The sequence below is a fragment of the Mycobacterium sp. NGS64 genome (genome assembly GCF_059812245.1).
Genome location: NZ_JCALCI010000001.1, coordinates 516,896 through 534,523, shown reverse-complemented (window position 1 = coordinate 534,523; position 17,628 = coordinate 516,896). Strand labels below are relative to the sequence as shown.

General features: G+C 67.3%; 15 protein-coding genes. 7 read left to right on the top strand and 8 right to left on the bottom strand.

The features are described 5' to 3' along the window. Window positions 1-20: 20 nt before the first annotated feature. The 6 genes from AC5Y4S_RS02665 to AC5Y4S_RS02640 all read right to left on the bottom strand — a co-directional run bounded on the left by AC5Y4S_RS02665 (window position 21) and on the right by AC5Y4S_RS02640 (window position 7,182). Entirely contained in the window at window positions 21-2,732 is a 2,712-nt protein-coding gene (locus tag AC5Y4S_RS02665) for an ATP-binding protein (protein ID WP_500029506.1), read from the bottom strand. 299 nt (window positions 2,733-3,031) lie between these two features. Beyond that, on the bottom strand, window positions 3,032-3,535 hold the full coding sequence (locus tag AC5Y4S_RS02660; protein WP_500029505.1) for a Dps family protein: 504 nt from the start codon (window positions 3,533-3,535) through the stop codon (window positions 3,032-3,034). Window positions 3,536-3,578: 43 nt separating this feature from the next. Further along, the gene (locus tag AC5Y4S_RS02655) at window positions 3,579-4,283 is read right to left on the bottom strand and encodes a nitroreductase family protein (RefSeq protein WP_500029504.1); all 705 of its coding nucleotides are present in this window, start codon (window positions 4,281-4,283) and stop codon (window positions 3,579-3,581) included. A gap of 17 nt (window positions 4,284-4,300) precedes the next feature. Continuing rightward, window positions 4,301-4,951 (bottom strand): HD domain-containing protein, encoded by a 651-nt coding sequence (locus AC5Y4S_RS02650; RefSeq protein WP_500029503.1) that lies wholly within the window; start codon window positions 4,949-4,951, stop codon window positions 4,301-4,303. Window positions 4,952-5,073: 122 nt separating this feature from the next. Then, the gene (locus tag AC5Y4S_RS02645) at window positions 5,074-6,444 is read right to left on the bottom strand and encodes an FAD-dependent oxidoreductase (protein ID WP_500029502.1); all 1,371 of its coding nucleotides are present in this window, start codon (window positions 6,442-6,444) and stop codon (window positions 5,074-5,076) included. Window positions 6,445-6,531: 87 nt separating this feature from the next. Beyond that, window positions 6,532-7,182, bottom strand: coding sequence for an HD domain-containing protein (locus tag AC5Y4S_RS02640; protein WP_500029501.1), 651 nt, complete (start codon window positions 7,180-7,182; stop codon window positions 6,532-6,534). A gap of 79 nt (window positions 7,183-7,261) precedes the next feature. Between AC5Y4S_RS02640 and AC5Y4S_RS02635 the strand changes: the two genes are divergently transcribed. Both AC5Y4S_RS02635 and AC5Y4S_RS02630 read left to right on the top strand, forming a co-directional pair. Next, window positions 7,262-8,236, top strand: coding sequence for a GlxA family transcriptional regulator (locus AC5Y4S_RS02635; RefSeq protein ID WP_500029500.1), 975 nt, complete (start codon window positions 7,262-7,264; stop codon window positions 8,234-8,236). Between the two features lie 24 nt (window positions 8,237-8,260). Further along, window positions 8,261-9,274: a TIGR03617 family F420-dependent LLM class oxidoreductase gene (locus AC5Y4S_RS02630; RefSeq protein ID WP_500029499.1), complete on the top strand. Its 1,014-nt coding sequence runs from the start codon at window positions 8,261-8,263 to the stop codon at window positions 9,272-9,274. A 79-nt stretch (window positions 9,275-9,353) separates the two neighbouring features. Here the strand turns inward: AC5Y4S_RS02630 and AC5Y4S_RS02625 are convergent, their stop codons facing one another. After that, window positions 9,354-12,356 carry a UPF0182 family protein gene (locus AC5Y4S_RS02625; RefSeq protein WP_500029498.1) on the bottom strand — a complete coding sequence of 1,001 codons (3,003 nt, stop codon included), beginning with the start codon at window positions 12,354-12,356 and terminating at the stop codon, window positions 9,354-9,356. A 124-nt stretch (window positions 12,357-12,480) separates the two neighbouring features. Here AC5Y4S_RS02625 and AC5Y4S_RS02620 point away from each other — a divergent pair, with 124 nt between their 5' ends. Beyond that, complete coding sequence (locus tag AC5Y4S_RS02620) at window positions 12,481-12,960, top strand: hypothetical protein (RefSeq protein ID WP_500029497.1); 480 nt, start codon at window positions 12,481-12,483, stop codon at window positions 12,958-12,960. Here AC5Y4S_RS02620 and AC5Y4S_RS02615 read toward each other — a convergent pair. After that, entirely contained in the window at window positions 12,957-13,979 is a 1,023-nt protein-coding gene (locus AC5Y4S_RS02615; RefSeq protein ID WP_068188125.1) for a YlbL family protein, read from the bottom strand. The genes AC5Y4S_RS02620 and AC5Y4S_RS02615 overlap by 4 nt on opposite strands. Window positions 13,980-14,056: 77 nt before the next feature. Here AC5Y4S_RS02615 and AC5Y4S_RS02610 point away from each other — a divergent pair, with 77 nt between their 5' ends. The 4 genes from AC5Y4S_RS02610 to AC5Y4S_RS02595 all read left to right on the top strand — a co-directional run bounded on the left by AC5Y4S_RS02610 (window position 14,057) and on the right by AC5Y4S_RS02595 (window position 17,582). Next, complete coding sequence (locus AC5Y4S_RS02610) at window positions 14,057-15,439, top strand: zinc-dependent metalloprotease (RefSeq protein WP_500029496.1); 1,383 nt, start codon at window positions 14,057-14,059, stop codon at window positions 15,437-15,439. A 75-nt stretch (window positions 15,440-15,514) separates the two neighbouring features. After that, on the top strand, window positions 15,515-16,255 hold the full coding sequence (locus AC5Y4S_RS02605; RefSeq protein WP_500029495.1) for a C39 family peptidase: 741 nt from the start codon (window positions 15,515-15,517) through the stop codon (window positions 16,253-16,255). Between the two features lie 219 nt (window positions 16,256-16,474). Then, window positions 16,475-17,272 carry a hypothetical protein gene (locus AC5Y4S_RS02600; RefSeq protein ID WP_500029494.1) on the top strand — a complete coding sequence of 266 codons (798 nt, stop codon included), beginning with the start codon at window positions 16,475-16,477 and terminating at the stop codon, window positions 17,270-17,272. 55 nt (window positions 17,273-17,327) lie between these two features. Then, complete coding sequence (locus AC5Y4S_RS02595) at window positions 17,328-17,582, top strand: hypothetical protein (protein ID WP_500029493.1); 255 nt, start codon at window positions 17,328-17,330, stop codon at window positions 17,580-17,582. The last annotated feature ends 46 nt before the right edge of the window (window positions 17,583-17,628 follow it).

Below are 17,628 nucleotides of genomic sequence, written 5' to 3'. Positions count from 1 at the left end.
GCCGCGCAGTTACCGGCGAGTCAAACGACGCGGTCGAGCTGGCTACGTGAGCTTATGTCCAGCTTGGTGAAGACTTTCCGCAGGTGGTATTGGACTGTTCGAGCGCTGATGAACAGCCGCGCGCCGATCTCGGGGTTCGATAGCCCCTCGCGGGCCAACCGCGCGATCTGGGCTTCCTGCGCTGTCAGTTGTTGTCCATCGGCGGAAGCTGTCGTGCGTTTGCGCGCGGTCTCCCCCGTAGCCTGCAGCTCGCGCCTGGCCCGCTCGGCAAAAGCTTCCATTCCCATGGCCTCGAGCATCCCGTGGGCGATTCGCAGCTGGGCCCGCGCGTCGGTGCGACGGCGTTCGCGGCGCAACCATTCGCCGTATAGCAGGTGAGCGCGGGCAAGTCCCGTACGAATGCGGGTGCGCCCGAGCCGCTCGATTGCGTCGAGGTACCGGCGCTCGGCCTCGACTCCATCCGCCAGCAACGCCCGCGCACGCGCTTGGATACCCAGCGCCCAATCGGTGCCACTGGCATTGGTCACCTCCGTCAGGCGAGCAAGGGTGTCGGTCGCGATGTCGGTTCTGCCACAGCGCACCGCCGCCTCGATGAGCTCGGCAAGGCACCACTGCGATGTGCCCAGATCTGTTGGGTGCTCGGCCGCGCGTTGTGCTGCGGCCATGGCCACCTGATAGTTTCCGATCCCATTGTTGAGCACCGCTTCGGCGTGCTCTCCGACGGTTAGCCCGATACCTTCACCACGGCGCCTGACGTCTTTCGTCGTCGAGTCGACGAACGCAGACACCTCGGCCTGGTCGCCGCGAAACGCGGCCTGCAGTAGCGCGCCATACGGTGCGAGTCCGGCGCCGGTCGCCTCGATCACCACCTGCACTTCCTGCACGAGCGTCTCGGCGGCCGCCAGTTCGCCGGCGAATTGAAGCATCACCGCGCGCATGCTCAACGCAAGCGGCAGCTCCATCAGCATCCCGGTGGTGCGGGCAACCTCGACGTGTCTCTCCGAGAGCACATCCCAGCTTTCGTCATCCCACAGATCCGCCGCGGCGACACTCGCCAACCACAAAAAGTGCGACGCCTCGCCCGACGACGCCAGGGCCTCATTGACCGCGCGGCGCAAGATCGGCACCGCCGCCGCATACCGGTCGGTGAAGCGCGCGACGTAGCCATCGAGCATCAGGTCGGACAGGCGCGGCGTCGACGGCCGTGGCGATGCCCCGGCGGCGCGTGCCACGTCGACGACCCCGCAACCCGCCGCCAACCGACCGGAGAACATCGCCGCCGAAATCGCCTCCAGATAGGTTGCGCGCGAAAGCGTTACGTCGATTGGTTCGAGCTGGTTGGCGGCCTTCAGCAGCAGCGGCGGGGCGTCGCTACCGCGGTTGGTTACGAAGGCCAGCTGAGCGCGGACCAGGTCGACGCGTGCGCGCTGGAAGTCGTTCAAGGGCCCGGCCTCAGCCTGGGCGATCAGATCCAGCGCGGCGTCGAATGCACCGGCTTCGACCTTGGCCGCCGCGGCGTCGAGCGCCCGTTGCGCCCGCAGGACCGGGTCGAGGGTTAGAACCGTGGCGCGCTCGAGAAAGGCGGCCGCGGCGGCCACCCCGCCACGCGCGCGCGCCCGATCGGCGGAACGAAGCAGCTCGGCGGCTACGTCCTCGTCCGGCTTGGCCGTGGCGTTGGCCAGATGCCAGGCGCATCGGTCGGGATCCGAGCCGGGATCTGTGACGCGCGCGAGCGCCCGGTGGACGCGCTGTCGTCGCGACACCGACCCTGAGCGGTAAGCCGCCGAACGGGCAAGGGGGTGCCGGAACCACAGCCGGGCGCCGAGCTCCACGAGGCCGGCATCGACCGCGGGAATCGCCGCGTCGGCGCCGATCCCCAGCTGCGCCGCAGCCGGCCAGATCCGCGCCGGATCACCGGTCGGCTCCGAGGCCGCGATCAGTAACAGCTCGCGGGTCGGATCCGGCATGGCGCTGATACGCCGCCGAAAGCTTTCCTCGAGGGTTCCGGAAAGCCTTGCGGCACTGGGCAGTCCGAAACCGCCCGCCAGCTCTTGGGCACTCAGTCCGTGCGGCAGCTCTACCAATGCCAGCGGGTTGCCGTGCGTCTCGGCGATGATCTGGTCGCGCACCTGCGCGTCCAACGGCCCGGTCAACGCCGTGTCCAACAGCACAAGGGCATCAGCATCCGCCAGACCCCCCACCGCGAGGTGTGGCAACCCGGCGAGATCACGGCGCGGGATTCGCGCGGCAAACACCAACCCGACGGATTCCGCAAGCAAGCGCCGTGCCACGAACGCAAGCACCTGAGCGGACGCCTGGTCGAGCCACTGTTCGTCATCGACCAGGCAGACCAGCGGCCGCTCGTCCGCCGCCTCGGAGAGCATGCTCAAGAAGGCCAATCCGACCAGAAACCGGTCCGGTGGTGGTCCGGCAACCATGCCGAACGCCGTCTGCAGCGCCTCACGCTGCGGTCCGGGAACCCGCGCCAGCTGATCCATCATCGGGGCGCACAGTTGATGCAGTGCGGCGAAGGCAAGCTCCATCTCGGACTCGACACCCGCCGCGCGTATCACACGGCAGTGGGATGCTTTCTCCGCCAAATAGTCCAGCAGCGCGGTTTTTCCAACTCCCGCTTCGCCGTGAATCATCAGCGCCCGACTGTCCCCGGCGGATATGGCCTCGACAAGCTGGTCGAGAACCGCGGTTTCCGCTTGCCGGCCGATGAGCTCCACGGCTCCGCTTACTCCGCGACCTCAATCGGTATAGGCACGACCCGAGCTATACCATCGCATCGCTGGCCTGTAAACCGTATCTGTTGCGAAGACTTCGCGTTGCTACGGTGCCGAGGCGGTTTGCCCCCGACCGGCCATGCGATCCAACCTCCCGGACTCGACTTGCGCAGCCACGCCCCTTGTTTCGCGCGGGTCGCCCCGAGAACGCGGGCACGGTGATACCGACCGCAGCGTTCTCGCCCGGCTGCACCACCGTGACCCCCGTTTCACCCGCACCGGCCATGTTCGACCCACTCATTTCAGTGCGCTGTGGCGTTTTCCGACTTGAGCAGCCACGCCTCTTTTTCCAGCGCATCAATGATGCCGTGCAACAGGTCGGCAGTCGAGGGGTCGACGGCGTCGACGCCGTCGTGCACGATGCGAATCGTGCTCACGGCTGCATAGATCCGATTGGCGATCATGTCGACCGTGTCGGTGACGCTGAGCAGACCCGGCGGCATGGCGGGGACCGTCGTCGTCGCCACGATCGTGTCCGAGCGACCGTCGGGGACGGCGTCCAGGGCGCGCATGCGTTCGGCGATCGTGTCGCTGGCTTCGCGCGCAGCGTCGACGATGCCGTCCAGCTGCAGATGGAGGTCGCGGAAGTTGGTGCCCACGACGTTCCAGTGGGCCTGCTTGGCCTGCAGGTGCAGCTCGATCAAGTCGACGAGGACCCGCTGCAGGTCGTCGAACAAGGTGGCCGGCGCCTGGAACGCCCGGACGTCGTCGGTGTCACGGCGATTGGCGGACAGTGAGGTTGTCATGTCAATTCCCTTCCAATTCAGGGTAATCGGGCAGCGCTCGGCCTCATCCCACTGCGGCCAGGCTGGTCGTCGGCGCGTCTTCAGGCGACCACAGCGGCTCCGGCACCTCGACACCGAACGGCGCGTCCCAGCGGTTGCGGGACGAAACCTCGTGCACAGGGCGGCGATTGGCCGCCACGCCCCATTTGCCCAGCGGGTAGCCGAGGGTCAGCATGGCCGACATCTTCCAGCCCTCCTCGACGGGCACGCCCAGCATCTCGTTCACCTTGTCCCGGAAATTGTTGAGCACCATCGTCATGACGCCGCCGACACCCTCGGCCCGGGCGGCGAGCAGGATGCTCCAGATCGCGGGATAGATGTTGGCGCCGCCGAGATCGTCGATCGCGAACACGAAAAGCAGCAGCGGAACTTCGTCGAAGTGGTCGGCGAGATAGTTTCCCGAGCCCTTGATCCGGCGCATCGTCTCGGCGTGAGCGGCGAGGTCCGCGCCGGGCCCGGGCACGACCATCGGTCCCTGCCCCGTCTGGAACTTCTCGTATTCGACGGCACGGGCCTGCCGGAACAGGTCGCCGAACTCGTGGATGAGCTGTGGATCGTCGACGGCGACGAAGTGCCAGCGTTGGGTGTTGCCGCCGTTGGGTGCGCGAACGGCCGCATCGAGGATGCGGGCCTGCACGTCCAGCGGAACCGGGTCCGGCCGCAACCGCCGCATCATCCTGGTGGTGTACAGCGCCTCGTGGATTTCCATTGGTCCGCTCCCTTCCATTATTCGGGCCAATTGCTGTTGAGAACGAAGTCGACCATGTTTCCCGGCTTGAACGTAGGGTCGAAGTGCGCCAGCACGTCGGCGTTCATCGTCCCGAAAGTCGTGTCGGGGCGATGCTTCATGCCGTCGTTGAAGGCCGCCAGGATGCGGTTCTTGAAGTCGAGACGCGGGTGCGCGGCGGTCACCGCGTCGACCGCTTCCGGGTCCAGGGCCTCGAGGCCGACACCGACCACGTCGGTCTTGACACCGGCTGCCAGCAAGGCGGTTTCGGGGTCGAGGCGCGCCGGAACCTCGGGCGTCGAGTGCAGGGCGATGCCGAGCCACACCTTGTCCGCGTCGGACTGCCCGACGCCGTGCTCGAGCAGGAACTCGCGCGCCGCGTCGGCGCCGTCCATCTCGAAGCGCTGGGTCGACGTGCCGTAGCGAGCGGTGAGGCCGAGGTCATGGAACATCGCGCCCACGTACAGTAGCTCCGGGTCCGGCGAAAGGCCGAGCCGGAGCCCGTGCAGCGCGCCGAACAGGAACACCCGCCGTGAATGGTGGAAGAGCACGTCGTCTTCGGCGCTGCGAATGAAGTCGGTGGCGTCCCCGGCGAGTGCGGTGTCGGGGATGACGATGCCGGCGATGGTCTCGATGGACTGGATTGCCATGACCGCTTCTCCTTCGTGGACTAGGTCCATCTTCCGGCGCCGAGCGGCCATTCACCGGCGCCGTTCGGGCCGTCTTTCCCACAGAATCCGACACGCGTCGGGCAATCCTCGGCAGACCATCCTTATCTCATTGCGGATAAGCGCTTTCGGGGTCTGGCGATCATCTGCAGCATTGTCGACGGATGGAACAACTCGGCGCGCTGGTTGACCATGTTCATCATCCGCAGGAATTTCTGGACGATCACCGGCTCGGTCTCCGCGGCGGACAGCACGTGGTCCAAGTAGGCGTTGCGGAGCCGAATGGACACCGTTCGATTCCCGGCTATTTGCGGCAATGCCAGGTCGGAAGCCACGGCGGTCCGCCATGCCACGCCAATCTCTTTGGCGGCCTGGCCGAAGAACCGCCGCGGCAGGCCTTGTTCGCCTTGCTCTAGACAGTCGCGCAGGATCAGCGCCTCGATGGCGGCCACCGACATTCCCTGCCCGTAAAGAGGATTGAAGTTGCACATCGCGTCGCCCATCACGATCAGGCCGTCGGGCACGCGCTCCAGCTTGTCGTACCGTCGCCACCGGTTGGCGGGGAACTTGTACTGCGCGACGTCGGTGAGCGGTTCGGCGGACCGCGCGGCGGCCAGGGCATGCGGGGGCGCGACGTCGGTCAGGCTGTTGAGCAGAGCCGCGCGGTCGGTGGGCGCCGGCCGCCCGGCCATCGTTTGCACGGCGAGCACGTAGGTGTCGTCTTCACCCCCGAACATCGCGAATGCGACGGGACGGCCGGGCTCGGCCGCGTTGATAATGAAGTTCTCCCGCAACGTGCCCGGCGCTACATAGACCCGCATGCTGGCGTACGTGACGTGGACCGTCAATTTGTCTTCGCGTGGCGGCCGATAGCCGAGTTGCTCGAGAAGCAGCGGCGTCCTCGAGCCACGCCCGGTGGTGTCCACGACGAGATCGGCCGTGAGGGTCCGTTCGACCCCAGAGTCCCGCGGAGCCAACACGACGCCGGTCACGCGCTCGCGCTGCGGGGTCGAGGTCAGCCGCACCACGTCGTGGGCATCCAGGAACGTCACGTTGGAAATGCCACGCACGCGGCGACGCAAATTCCACTCGAGAAACGGCCGGTGAACGTGGTGGATAACGATGGACGCAGGATCGGGGACCTTGCCGGAACGAAGCAGCGGGTGCCCGGCGAAGGTCAACCAGTGCCGTGACAGGTCGCCGTCGTTCCAGACGCGCGCGCCGCTGGCGACCAGCTCGTCGAGGAAGCCGGGGAACAGCTGGTCCATGATCCCTGCCGCCCGGGTCGGCAGGGTATGGGGTTGGGCGCCCTGCGGCACTCCGCGACGGGTCTGCGGCCCGTCCGGGAGGACGTCGCGTTCGACCACGGTCACGGTGTCGTAGAAGTCGGCGAGTACCCGGGCGGCGAGCAGCCCGCCGACGCTGGCCCCGAGAACTAATGCGCTGCCTTTGGATTCGGACGCGTTTGTCGACAAGCTATCTCCTGTGCTCAGTGTTGAGAGATTGGTGGCCTGGCGATGCGCCCGCGCAGGCGGGCGCATCGGAATCAAATAGAGCGGCGCCTATTCGGGCCAGGTGTTGCCCAGGATGATGTCGACGAAGTTGTCGCGGGCGAACGTCGGGTCGAAGTGCGCCAACACGTCGTCGTTGACCGTGCCAAACGTGCTGTGCGGGCGGTGCTTCATGCCGTCGTTGAAGGCCGCCAGGATGCGGTTCTTGAAGTCCGGCCGGGGATGGGCGGCGGTGACGGCGGCGAGGGCTTCGGGCGACAGGTCGTCGCGGCCGATGCCCAGGACGTCGGTTTCGACACCCGCTGTGACCAAGGCGATTTCGGGCTCGAGGAACTCGGGGATGCCGGGCGTGGTGTGCAGGGCGATGCCCAGCCACACCTTGCGGGCGTCGGCTTCGTCGACGCCGTGCCGCAGCAGGAAATCGCGCGCGGCGTTGGCGCTGTCCACCTCGAAGCGCAGCGTGGACGTGCGGTAGCGCTCGGTGAGGCCGATGTCGTGGAACATCGCCCCGGCGTAGAGCAATTCCAGATCCGGTTGCAGCCCGAGGCGGCGGCCCTGCAGCGCGCCGAACAGGAACACCCGGCGGGAATGGTCGAAGAGCAGATCGTCCTCGGCGTCACGGATGTACTCGGTGATCTCCCGCACCAGCGGGGTGTCCGGTACGACGATGTCGGCGATGGTTTCCATCGGCTGAGTAAACATGTGACCAGTTTGCGGGCGCGAGGGCCCGTCGACCCGTGGCGATTGAGCCGTCTTTGCCCCAGATTGCGACAATGAGTCGGTGGCGGAAGCCGGTGCGCGCCCGCGAGTGGTGGTCATCGTCGTCTTCGACGACGTGACGATGCTGGACGTCGCGGGGGCGGGCGAGGTATTCGCCGAGGCCAACCGGTTCGGCGCCGACTACCAGCTGAAGATCGCGTCGGTGGACGGCCGGGACGTCACGACCTCGATCGGCACCCGGCTGGGGGTCACGGACGCGCTGTCCTCGATCGAGTCGGCCGACATCATCCTGGTCGCCGGCAGCGACAACCTGCCGCGCCGGGCGATCGATCCCGCGCTAGTCGACGCGGTCAAGTCGGCCGCGGCGCGGACCCGGCGCCTCGCCTCGATCTGCACGGGGTCGTTCATCCTCGCGCAGGCCGGCCTGCTCAACGGCCGGCGCGCCACCACGCATTGGCATGACGCCCGGTTGTTCGCCCGGGTCTTTCCCGACGTCGCCGTCGAGCCGGACGCGCTCTTCGTCCGCGACGGCGACGTCTTCACCTCGGCCGGGGTGTCGTCGGGCATCGACCTGGCGCTGGCGCTGGTCGAAATGGATCACGGCTCCGAGCTGGTCCGCGACGTCGCGCGGTGGCTGGTCGTCTATCTCAAGCGCGCGGGCGGTCAATCGCAATTCTCGACGCTGGTCGAGGCCGAGCCGCCGCCACAGTCCCCGCTGCGCAAGGTTGCCGAGGCGATCGCGGCCGACCCGTCAGCCAACCACAGCGTGAAAACCCTTGCCGCGCAAGCCTCCCTGAGCACGCGGCAGCTGACCCGGCTATTCCAGTCCGAACTCGGCACGACCCCGGCCCGCTACGTCGAAATGGTGCGCATCGACGCCGCCCGCGCCGCGCTCGACGCCGGCCGCAGCGTCGCCGACACGGCCCGCATCGCCGGGTTCGGCAGCCCCGAAACCCTCCGGCGCGTATTCGTCGACCACCTCGGCGTCTCGCCGAAGGCGTACCGGGACAGGTTCCGGACCGCGTCCCGCGGCTGAGCGACGGCAGCATACTGTTCCGCCATGCACATTGATGTGATGGCGATCCCGCAACCGTTGGGCAGGGTCGGTGACCTGGCTCGCCGCACCCACGCCGCGGGGTTCTCCGGCCTGCTGCTGACCGAGACCGGGCGCACGCCCTACCTCAACGCCGCCGTCGCCGCGCAGGCCGCGCCCGGCCTGGAGCTGTCGACCGGTGTCGCGGTGGCCTTTCCGCGTAGCCCCTTCATCACGGCGGCCACGGCGTGGGAGCTTCAGGAGGCGACCGGCGGGAAGTTCCGGCTCGGCCTCGGCACCCAGGTGCGCACGCACGTCGTCCGGCGCTACGGCACGGCATTCGAGCGCCCCGGCCCGCGGTTGCGCGACTACGTGCTCGCGGTCAAGGCGTGCTTCGCCGCGTTCCGGACGGGCAAGCTCGACCACCACGGCGAGTTCTACGATCTCGACTTCATCACACCCCAGTGGAGCGCCGGACCCATCGACGCGCCCGACCCGAAAGTCGATGTGGCGGCGGTGAATCCGTGGATGCTGCGGATGGCGGGCGAGGTGGCCGACGGCGTGCACGTCCACCCGCTCGGCGAGCCGGGCTACCTCGCCCGTCACGTCGTGCCCAACATCGCGGACGGGGCGGCGAGGGCGGGGCGCTCGGCGTCGGAGCTCGCGGTGATCGTGCCGGTGATGACGATCGTCGGGGACACCGACGAAGAGCGCGACAACGAACGGGAGTCGGTGCGCGCCAGCATGTCTTTCTACGGCAGCACCCCCAACTACGCGTTCATCTGGGACGAGGCCGGGTTCGAGGGGACGACGGCGCGCATTCGCGAGAGGCAGAAGGCCGGGGACTTCGCCGGGATGGCGGCCCAGATCAGCGACGAGCACATCGCCGCCTTCGCCACCGAGTCGACGTGGGACGGCCTGGCCGACGCGCTGAGGGACAAGTACGGCGGGATCGCGACGCGGTTGGTGTTCTACAACGCCCAGGGCGCCCAGGAGCGCTTCGAGCGCTACGGCGAGGTGGCCCGCCAGTTGCAGGGCTGAGCCTCGGCGAGGGTCCGCGAAATGCCAGCGTTTACGGCGTGTCGCCGCACAGACACGGCCGCTCGCGGCGCGGGCGAGATTACTTGGTGGCGTTGTACTTGTTGATCGCGTCGTCCAGCCGCTGCAGCGCGGCGCCGTAGCCGGCGAAATCGCCCTTCTTCTGGGCGTCTTTCGCCGCGCCGAGCGCGGCCTGGATCTCCTGCAGCGCAGCCGCCTTGGCCGGCGACAGCGTCGTCGAGCCGTCGGGCGACGGCGGCACCGCGGTGGGCGGCGGCGGCCCCGGGGGCGCGGCGGGCACCGGGGGGCTGGCCGGGCCGGCGGGGCTGGCGGGCGGCGTCGGGTTCGGGGCGGCACCGGGCTCGGTGGGCACTATCCCGGTCGCGGTCGCGCCCGCGCCCGGGCCGAACAGCCCGTTGAGGGCGTCACCCACCGTCGGGCCGTACCCGATCTTGTCGTTGTACATCATCGCCACCCGGATCAACCGCGGGTACGACGAGGCGGCGTCGCTGGCGCCGGGCGAGGCGTACACGGGTTCGACGTAGAGCAGCCCACCCTGGCCCACCGGCAGCGTGAGCAGGTTGCCCCACCGGATCCGGTTCTGGTTGTCGCGCCCGATGACGCCGAGGTCCTGGGACACCGCCGGGTCGGTGGTGATCGCGTTGTTGGCCAGCTTCGGGCCGTTGACCTGACCCGGAATGGTCAGCACGGTGAGCTTGCCGTACGTCGCCGGGTCGGAACTGGCGCTGATGTAGGCGGCCAGGTAGTCCCGCTTGAACCGGTTCATCGCGCTGATCAACTGGTATGACGCCGAATTATCGTTCTTGGCAATGTTTTTCGCGACGATGTAGTACGGCGGCTGGTAGCTGCTGGCGGTGGGGTTCGGATCCAGCGGCACGTCCCAGAAGTCCGACGTCGAGAAGAACGTCACCGGGTCGTTGACGTGGTACTTGGCCAGCAGCATCCGCTGCACCTTGAACAGGTCCTCGGGATAACGCAGGTGTTCGGAAAGCTCGGGAGTGATGTCGCTCTTGGGTTTCACCGTGCCGGGGAACACCTGCATCCAGGCCTTGAGGACCGGATCCGATTCGTCCTGCTGGTACAGCGTGACGGTGCCGTCATAGGCGTCGACGGTGGCCTTCACCGAGTTTCGGATGTAGGAGACCTTCTTGTCGGGCGCCAGGCGGTTGAACGCCACCTCGGTGGAGTCGGCGGTGGCGGACTCCAGGGAGGTCAGCTCCGAGTACGGGTAGTTGTCCAGGGTGGTGTAGCCGTCGATGATCCACACCAGCCGCTTGTTCACGATCGCCGGGTACACCGCGCTGTCGGTGGTCAGCCACGGCGCCACCGCCTCCACCCGGCGCGCGGGATCCCGGTTGAACAGGATCTTGCTGTTGGAGCCGATCACGTTGGAGAACAAGAAGTTTCGCTCGGCGAACTTGGCGGCGAACACGCTGCGGGAGATCCAGCTGCCGATCGGCACTCCCCCGAGCCCGCTGTAGGTGTAGTTCTTGGTTTCGGCGCTGGTCTCGTAGTCGTATTCGCGGTCGTTGCCGTTCTTTCCGACGATCGCGTAGTCGGCGGACGTGTTGGAGATGACGGGCCCGTAGTAGATGCGCGGCTGGTCCAGCGGCGCCGGCCCGTCGGACACCACGCTGCCGTTGGCGCCGACGACGTTGACCAGAAACTCGGGGTAGCCACCGTTTTGGTTGGGGTCGTTGGCGATTCCGCGCACCGTGTTCGCCGGCGACGCGATGAACCCGTTGCCGTGGGTGTAGACGCTGTGCCGGTTGATCCAGTCGCGCTGGTTGTCGATCAGCCTGTCCGGGTTGAGCTCCCGGGCCGCGACGACATAGTCGCGCAACGCCCCGTTGCGGTCGAGGTAGCGGTCGATGGACAGCTGGTCGGGGAAGAAGTAGAAGTTCTTGCCCTGCTGAAACTGGGTGAACGCCGGGCTGACGATCGTCGGGTCGAGCAGCCGGATGTTCGAGGTGGTCGCGCGGTCGGCCGCGACCTGCTGGGCGGTGGCCTGCCCGTCGCCGGTGTAGTTGCGGTAGCTCACCTGCTCGGAGGTCAGGCCGTAGGCCTGGCGGGTCGCGGTGATGCTGCGGCTGATGTATTCGCTTTCCTTTTGCGCGGCGTTGGGCCGGACGCTGATCTGTTCGACGATCAACGGCCACCCGGCCCCCACGATCAGCGACGACAGCAGCAGCAGGACCAGGCCGATGGCCGGAATCCGCAAGTCGCGCAGCACGATTGCCGAGAACACCGCGGCGGCGCAGATCAGGGCGATCGCCATCAGGATCAGCTTGGCCGGCAGCACGGCGTTGATGTCGGTGTAACCGGCACCGGTGAACGGCTTGCCGCCGCGGGTGTGTGACAGCAGCTCGTAGCGGTCCAGCCAATAGGCAACGCCTTTGAGCAGCACCAGCACGCCGACCAGGCTGACCAGCTGGATGCGCGCCGAGCGGCTCAGCGCCCCGGTGCGACCGGACAGCCGGATGCCGCCAAAGATGTAGTGCGCCAAGATGTTCGCCAGGAAGGCCAGGAACACCGCCACGAACATGTAGGACAGCAGCAGCCGGTAGAACGGCAGCTCGAACGCGTAGAACCCGAGGTCCTTGCCGAACTGGGGGTCCCTGATGCCGAAGGTTCCCCCGTGGATGAACAGCTGGACGCGCACCCAGTAGCTCTGCGCGATGATGCCCGCCAGCAGGCCGACGGCCGCGGGGATTCCGATGCCCACAAGCCGCAGGCGCGAAACGACGACGGCGCGGTAGCGGGCCACGGGATCGTTGGTGTTGCTCGGCACAAACACCGGACGGGCGCGGTAGGCCAACGCGAGCCCGGTGAACACGATGCCGCCGACCAGCAGTCCCGCGACCAGGAACACCACGATGCGGGTGACCAGCACGGTGGTGAACACCGAGCGGTAGCCCAGCTCCCCGAACCACAGCCAGTCGACGTAGGCGTCGATCAGCCGCGGACCGGCGAGCAGCAACACGATCACACCGAGTGCGATCAGGATCAGAATCCGGCTACGCCGAGTCAGCTTCGGCATCCGTGCGGTGGGCCGCATCCCCACTGGCTACGCTCCCTGATCTCGCTGCCCGGTGCTAGAGATTTTCTAGAACGGTCACAACTCTACGCATTGCCCGACGCCGGGTGTGTTCTGCTTGGGCGGTGCTGGAACAGAGCGGACGCGCCGGGTGAGCACCGGACCCACGATTGCCAAGGCGGTGTGGACCGAGGCGGACTTCGACGAGATGAGCTGGCACGACTGTGCCGTGCACGCGATTGCGGTCGAGCCCGCGCCGCCGCATCCCGGCCGGCTGCTCGTCGACCTCGACTACATCGTCGAATGGGTGCGCCCCACCCCGCCGGAAGACGCCTTCAGCTTCTGGCTCTGCCCCGCCACCCTGGTGTTCGACGAGGCGTGGGACCTCGTCGGCGACATCAACCTGCGGGGGTTCAGCTTCGAGCTGTCGCTCGAAACGCTCGAGCGGTCCGGTCCGGACGAGCACGACGCGTTCCAGTGGACCCTCGTCGGCCACGAGTTCACCCTCGCGCTGTGCGCCCCCGGTTTCACCCAATACCTGCGCCGCCCGCCCGTCCGCAGCCCGCAGCAGCGGCTCTCCGTCTCGGAACGAGGGGGGCTCAGCTTCGACCGGCGGAACTACCTCGGCTAGCAGCTCGGGGTCTGACCGCCCGCCTTGATCGCGTGCAGCGCGTCCACCGCCTGGGCGAGGGTCTCGACCTTGACCAGGCGCAACCCGGACGGGTTGTCGGAGGTGGCCTCGTAGCAGTTCTTCGCCGGCACCAAAAACACTGTGGCGCCGGCCGAGTGCGCGGCGGCCATCTTGTGGGTGATGCCGCCGATCTGGCCGACCTTGCCGTCGACGGAGATGGTCCCGGTCCCCGCGATGAACGTCGAGCCGGCCAAGTCGCCGGTGGTGAGCTTGTCGACGACGGCGAGGCTGAACATCAGCCCGGCCGAGGGCCCGCCCACGTTGGCGAGGTTGAAGTCGACGACGAACGGCGCCCACGGCGCGTCGAGCACCGCCACCCCCATGAAGCCGTAGTCGCGATCCTTGTTCGTTCCCAGCGTAATTTGTGCGACCCCCGCGGGCTCGTTCTTGCGGCGGTAGTCGATCGTCACGACCTGACCGGGCTTGGTGTTCTTCAGGAATCCGGTGAACTGCTCGACGCTGGCGACCGGGGTGCCGTTGACCGCGTCGATCGCGTCGCCGGACTTCAGCTTGCCCGCCGACGGACCGGGGTCGGTGACGGTCGCGACGGTGACCGCGACCGGGTACTTCAGGAAGCCCAGCGCGGCGTAGGCGGCGCTGTCCTCGGACTGCTTGAAGTCGGCGTTGTTGGCCTTGTCGACGTCCTCGCGCGACTTGCCCGGCGGGTAGACGAGATCGCGCGGGATCAGCTGTTCCTGGCCGGATAGCCACAGCGTCAGCGCTTCCCCGAGGGTGAGGTCGTCGCGCTGGGACACCGTCGTCATGTTGAGGTGGCCGGTCGTCGGGTGCGTCTCGGTGCCCTCGATCGCGACCACCTGCTTGCCGTCGACCTCACCGAGCGTGTCGAACGTCGGGCCCGGGCCCAGGGACACAAACGGCACCGTCACCACCGCGAGCAGCACGCCGAAGACCACGATCGGCACCAGCGCGACGATCAACGTGAGAATCCGCCTGTTCACGCGCCTACCCTATCCGGCGCCTGCTCAGGCTCGTTCAGCTACGAGCGTGACCACAGATGGCGCGTTGCGTCCCCGCGGTGAGTACCGTTGACGTTATGCCTGACCTGCCATTCGGCTTCTCCTCCGGCGACGACCCGGAGCGCGAGAAGAAAGATCCCGGTTCCGGCTCGGGGGGATCCGATCCCATGGGCGCCTTCGGCATGGGCGGGGAATTCGGCATGGGCGACCTGGGCCAGATCTTCACCCAGCTGGGTCAGATGTTTTCCAGCGCGGGCACCGTGATGGCCGGCGGCAAGTCGTCGGGGCCGGTGAACTACGAGTTGGCGCGCCGGGTCGCGTCGAGCTCCATCGGTTTCGTCGCGCCCATTCCCGCGTCGACGACCAAGGCGATCGCCGACGCGGTCCACCTCGCCGAGACGTGGCTGGACGGCGCGACGGCGCTGCCCGCGGGCACGTCGAAGGCGGTGGGCTGGAGCCCCAGCGACTGGGTCGACAACACGCTGGAGACCTGGAAGCGGCTGTGCGATCCGATGGCCGAGCAGATCGCGACGGTGTGGGCGTCCTCGCTGCCCGAAGAGGCCAAGAGCATGGCCGGCCCGCTGATGGCGATGATGTCGCAGATGGGCGGCATGGCGTTCGGCTCGCAGCTCGGCCAGGCGCTGGGACGGTTGTCCCGCGAGGTGCTGACGTCGACCGACATCGGTCTGCCGCTCGGCCCCAAGGGGGTGGCCGCGATCCTGCCGGACGCCGTCGACTCGTTCGCCTCCGGACTCGAGCAGCCGCGCAGCGAGATCCTGACGTTCCTTGCCGCCCGCGAGGCGGCGCACCACCGGCTGTTCAGCCACGTGCCGTGGCTGTCCAGCCAGTTGCTGGGCGCGGTCGAGGCCTACGCCAGCGGCATGAAGATCGACATGTCCGGGATCGAGGAGCTGGCGCGCGACTTCAATCCCGCGTCGCTGTCCGATCCGGCGGCCATCGAAGAGCTGCTCGGACAGGGGGTCTTCGAGCCGAAAGCCACACCGGCGCAAAAGCAGGCGCTGGAACGGCTCGAGACGCTGCTCGCATTGATCGACGGCTGGGTGCAGGTGGTGGTCACCGCGGCCCTGGGCGACCGGATCCCGGGCACGGCCGCGCTCAGCGAGACGCTGCGGCGGCGCCGGGCCAGCGGCGGGCCGGCCGAGCAGACGTTTGCGACGCTGGTCGGCCTCGAGCTGCGGCCGCGCAAGCTGCGCGAGGCCGCCGTCCTCTGGGAGCGGCTGACGGAGGCCGCCGGGGCCGACGCGCGCGACGCCGTCTGGCAACACCCCGACCTGCTGCCCGGCGCCGGGGACCTCGACGAGCCGGCCGGCTTCATCGACCGCGTCATCGGCGGGGACACCAGCGGCATCGACGAGGCCATCGCGAAATTAGAGAAAGGCCCCGACGCTGAAGGCTCTGCCGGCGGCGCCGGCGACAACTGATCAGCTCGCGGCCGTTTGCTGGCGGTGCTACGTTGCACACCAGTCGAATGTCGGGCCGACTGTCTGCGAGCGAACATGGTCAGGATTGCCACCGCGATGCGCACCGCCCTGGCGGGAGCCTGCATCGGGGTGGCCGGCGTTTTGCTGGTATCCGGGTGCGGCACGGCGCCGCCCTCGACGCGGGCGACGCCGTCGGCTCCCGCCGCTGCCGCCTCGGGCACCCCGCCCGCGACGGCGAGGACGACCGCCGACGGCGTGTACGGCGACCCGGATGCGGCGGCCAAGTATTGGGTGCAGCAGTCGCTGGAGGACACCTGCGGGCTGGCTTCGGTGGCCGACGTGGTCGGTGAGGTCACCGGCAACCCCCCGACGGAGCAGCAGATCATCAAGCTGGCCCAGAGCACGCCCTCGGTGATCCGCGACGGCCCGATCTACCTGCCCACCGGCGACCCGGGCCACGAGACCGAAGCCGGCGGCATCGACATGGCCGACACCGTCGTGCTGCTCGAGCACTACGGCATCAAGTCGCGCATGATCTACGACACGCAGCCGGACCAGACCGGGTTGTCGGCGCTGGAGCAGTACCTCGGTTCCGGCCGCAAGGTGATCGCGTGGGTCAACGGCGGAACCATTTTGAACAGCGACGACCAGCGCACCTCGCCCGATCACTTGCTGGTGGTCACCGGGGTCGACACCAACAACGACACCGTGCACCTCAACGACCCCTACGCCGACCACGCCAACACGAAGGTCAGCATCAAGCGCTTCATGACGGCCTGGAAGGTCGGGCAGAAATCGATCGTCGTCACCGGTTGAACGTGCGGCCGCGGCGCTGTGGATAACTGAGCCCGGGGTCGCCCCGCCGGCCTGGCACTGTCTCTCGCCATCCTCCGATCGTCCGAAGTAGTCCTCCGGCGTGTCTGCATTATTGCCAGATCGAAGGACGTGACGTATGGTTCATCCGTACGCTCGATACTATAGGTATGAACTACTCGCTTAGTGGTCTACCTAAGGTTTGGCGACGGAAGGAAGCCAATGAGTGCGCTTTCACTAAGCACTGCAGTCCGCGACGGGTTTTCTCTTGGGCATGGCCTTACCTGGCGTGATCCGGACATCGGGTGCACGCTGGTTGTTTCGCAGCCGTCCGCAGACCCTGACTTGTGGTCCGAGTATGCGGCGGGCGCCCAGTCCAGCTATCGCAGTCATGGTGTGGAGTGCGCTCTCGACATCGAAGCACTGCGCAGCGGAGCCGACACCACCATGTTCTTCGCCGTCATCGATGATGACGGACGGGTCGTGGCCGGCGTGCGAGCCAAGGGCCCACTGAGGTCGGCCGAGGATGCGCATGCGGTCGTTGAGTGGGCGGGGCAACCTGGCGAACAGGCCGTCCGAGATATGATCGTCGACCGCATACCGTCCGGGATTCTGGAAATGAAGTCGGCCTGGGCAGCCGACAATTCGGACCGGAAACGTAGTCTTACCCGCGCTATAGCCCGCAGCGGTTTCCATATGATGGTCATCCTTGATTCGCAATTTTGTCTGGCGACAGCCCCGACAACCATTCTGAATCGGTGGCGTTCTTCTGGCGGAGTGGTGGCCGCCATTCCGGCGACTCCCTATCCGGACGAACGCTATCGAACCAAGATGATGTGGTGGAACCGGCGTGATTTCTTTAACCACGCGGAACCAGATCAGATTGCCAAGACCGTCGTCGAGACGAAGTACCTCCTCCACGAGTTATACCGCCGCGGTCGGGTCGATGCCGTTCATCCCAAGTGGATCACCACCAATCACAACCAACTAATCCGCCCTAGCCGTTCTGAGGTCGCCTGACATCCCCATCGTCGGGCGTCGAAAATCCCAATCCGAAAATCTCAAAGGTCTTGCAATGGATAACAACCCGGATGACGTCTGGATCATGTTCATTACGGATATCGAATCCCGCGACAAATTGCTCAGCTACAGCAGAGGGTCGCAATGGGAGGTGGATCCGAATACCGCCGCGGCGCTGATCTTGGTGGGCGCGGCGGTGAGGTCGCCCACGCCCACCCAACCACAAGAGGGACCCGTCAATGGGGTCAATGGAGTCAATGGGGTCAACGGGGTTGTTGGTGTGCCCGCAGCCTCTGTCGAGAGCCCCTGACGTTCGTTGGGCGCCGGTGGGCCTGCGGATGATTGAGCGCGGTCAT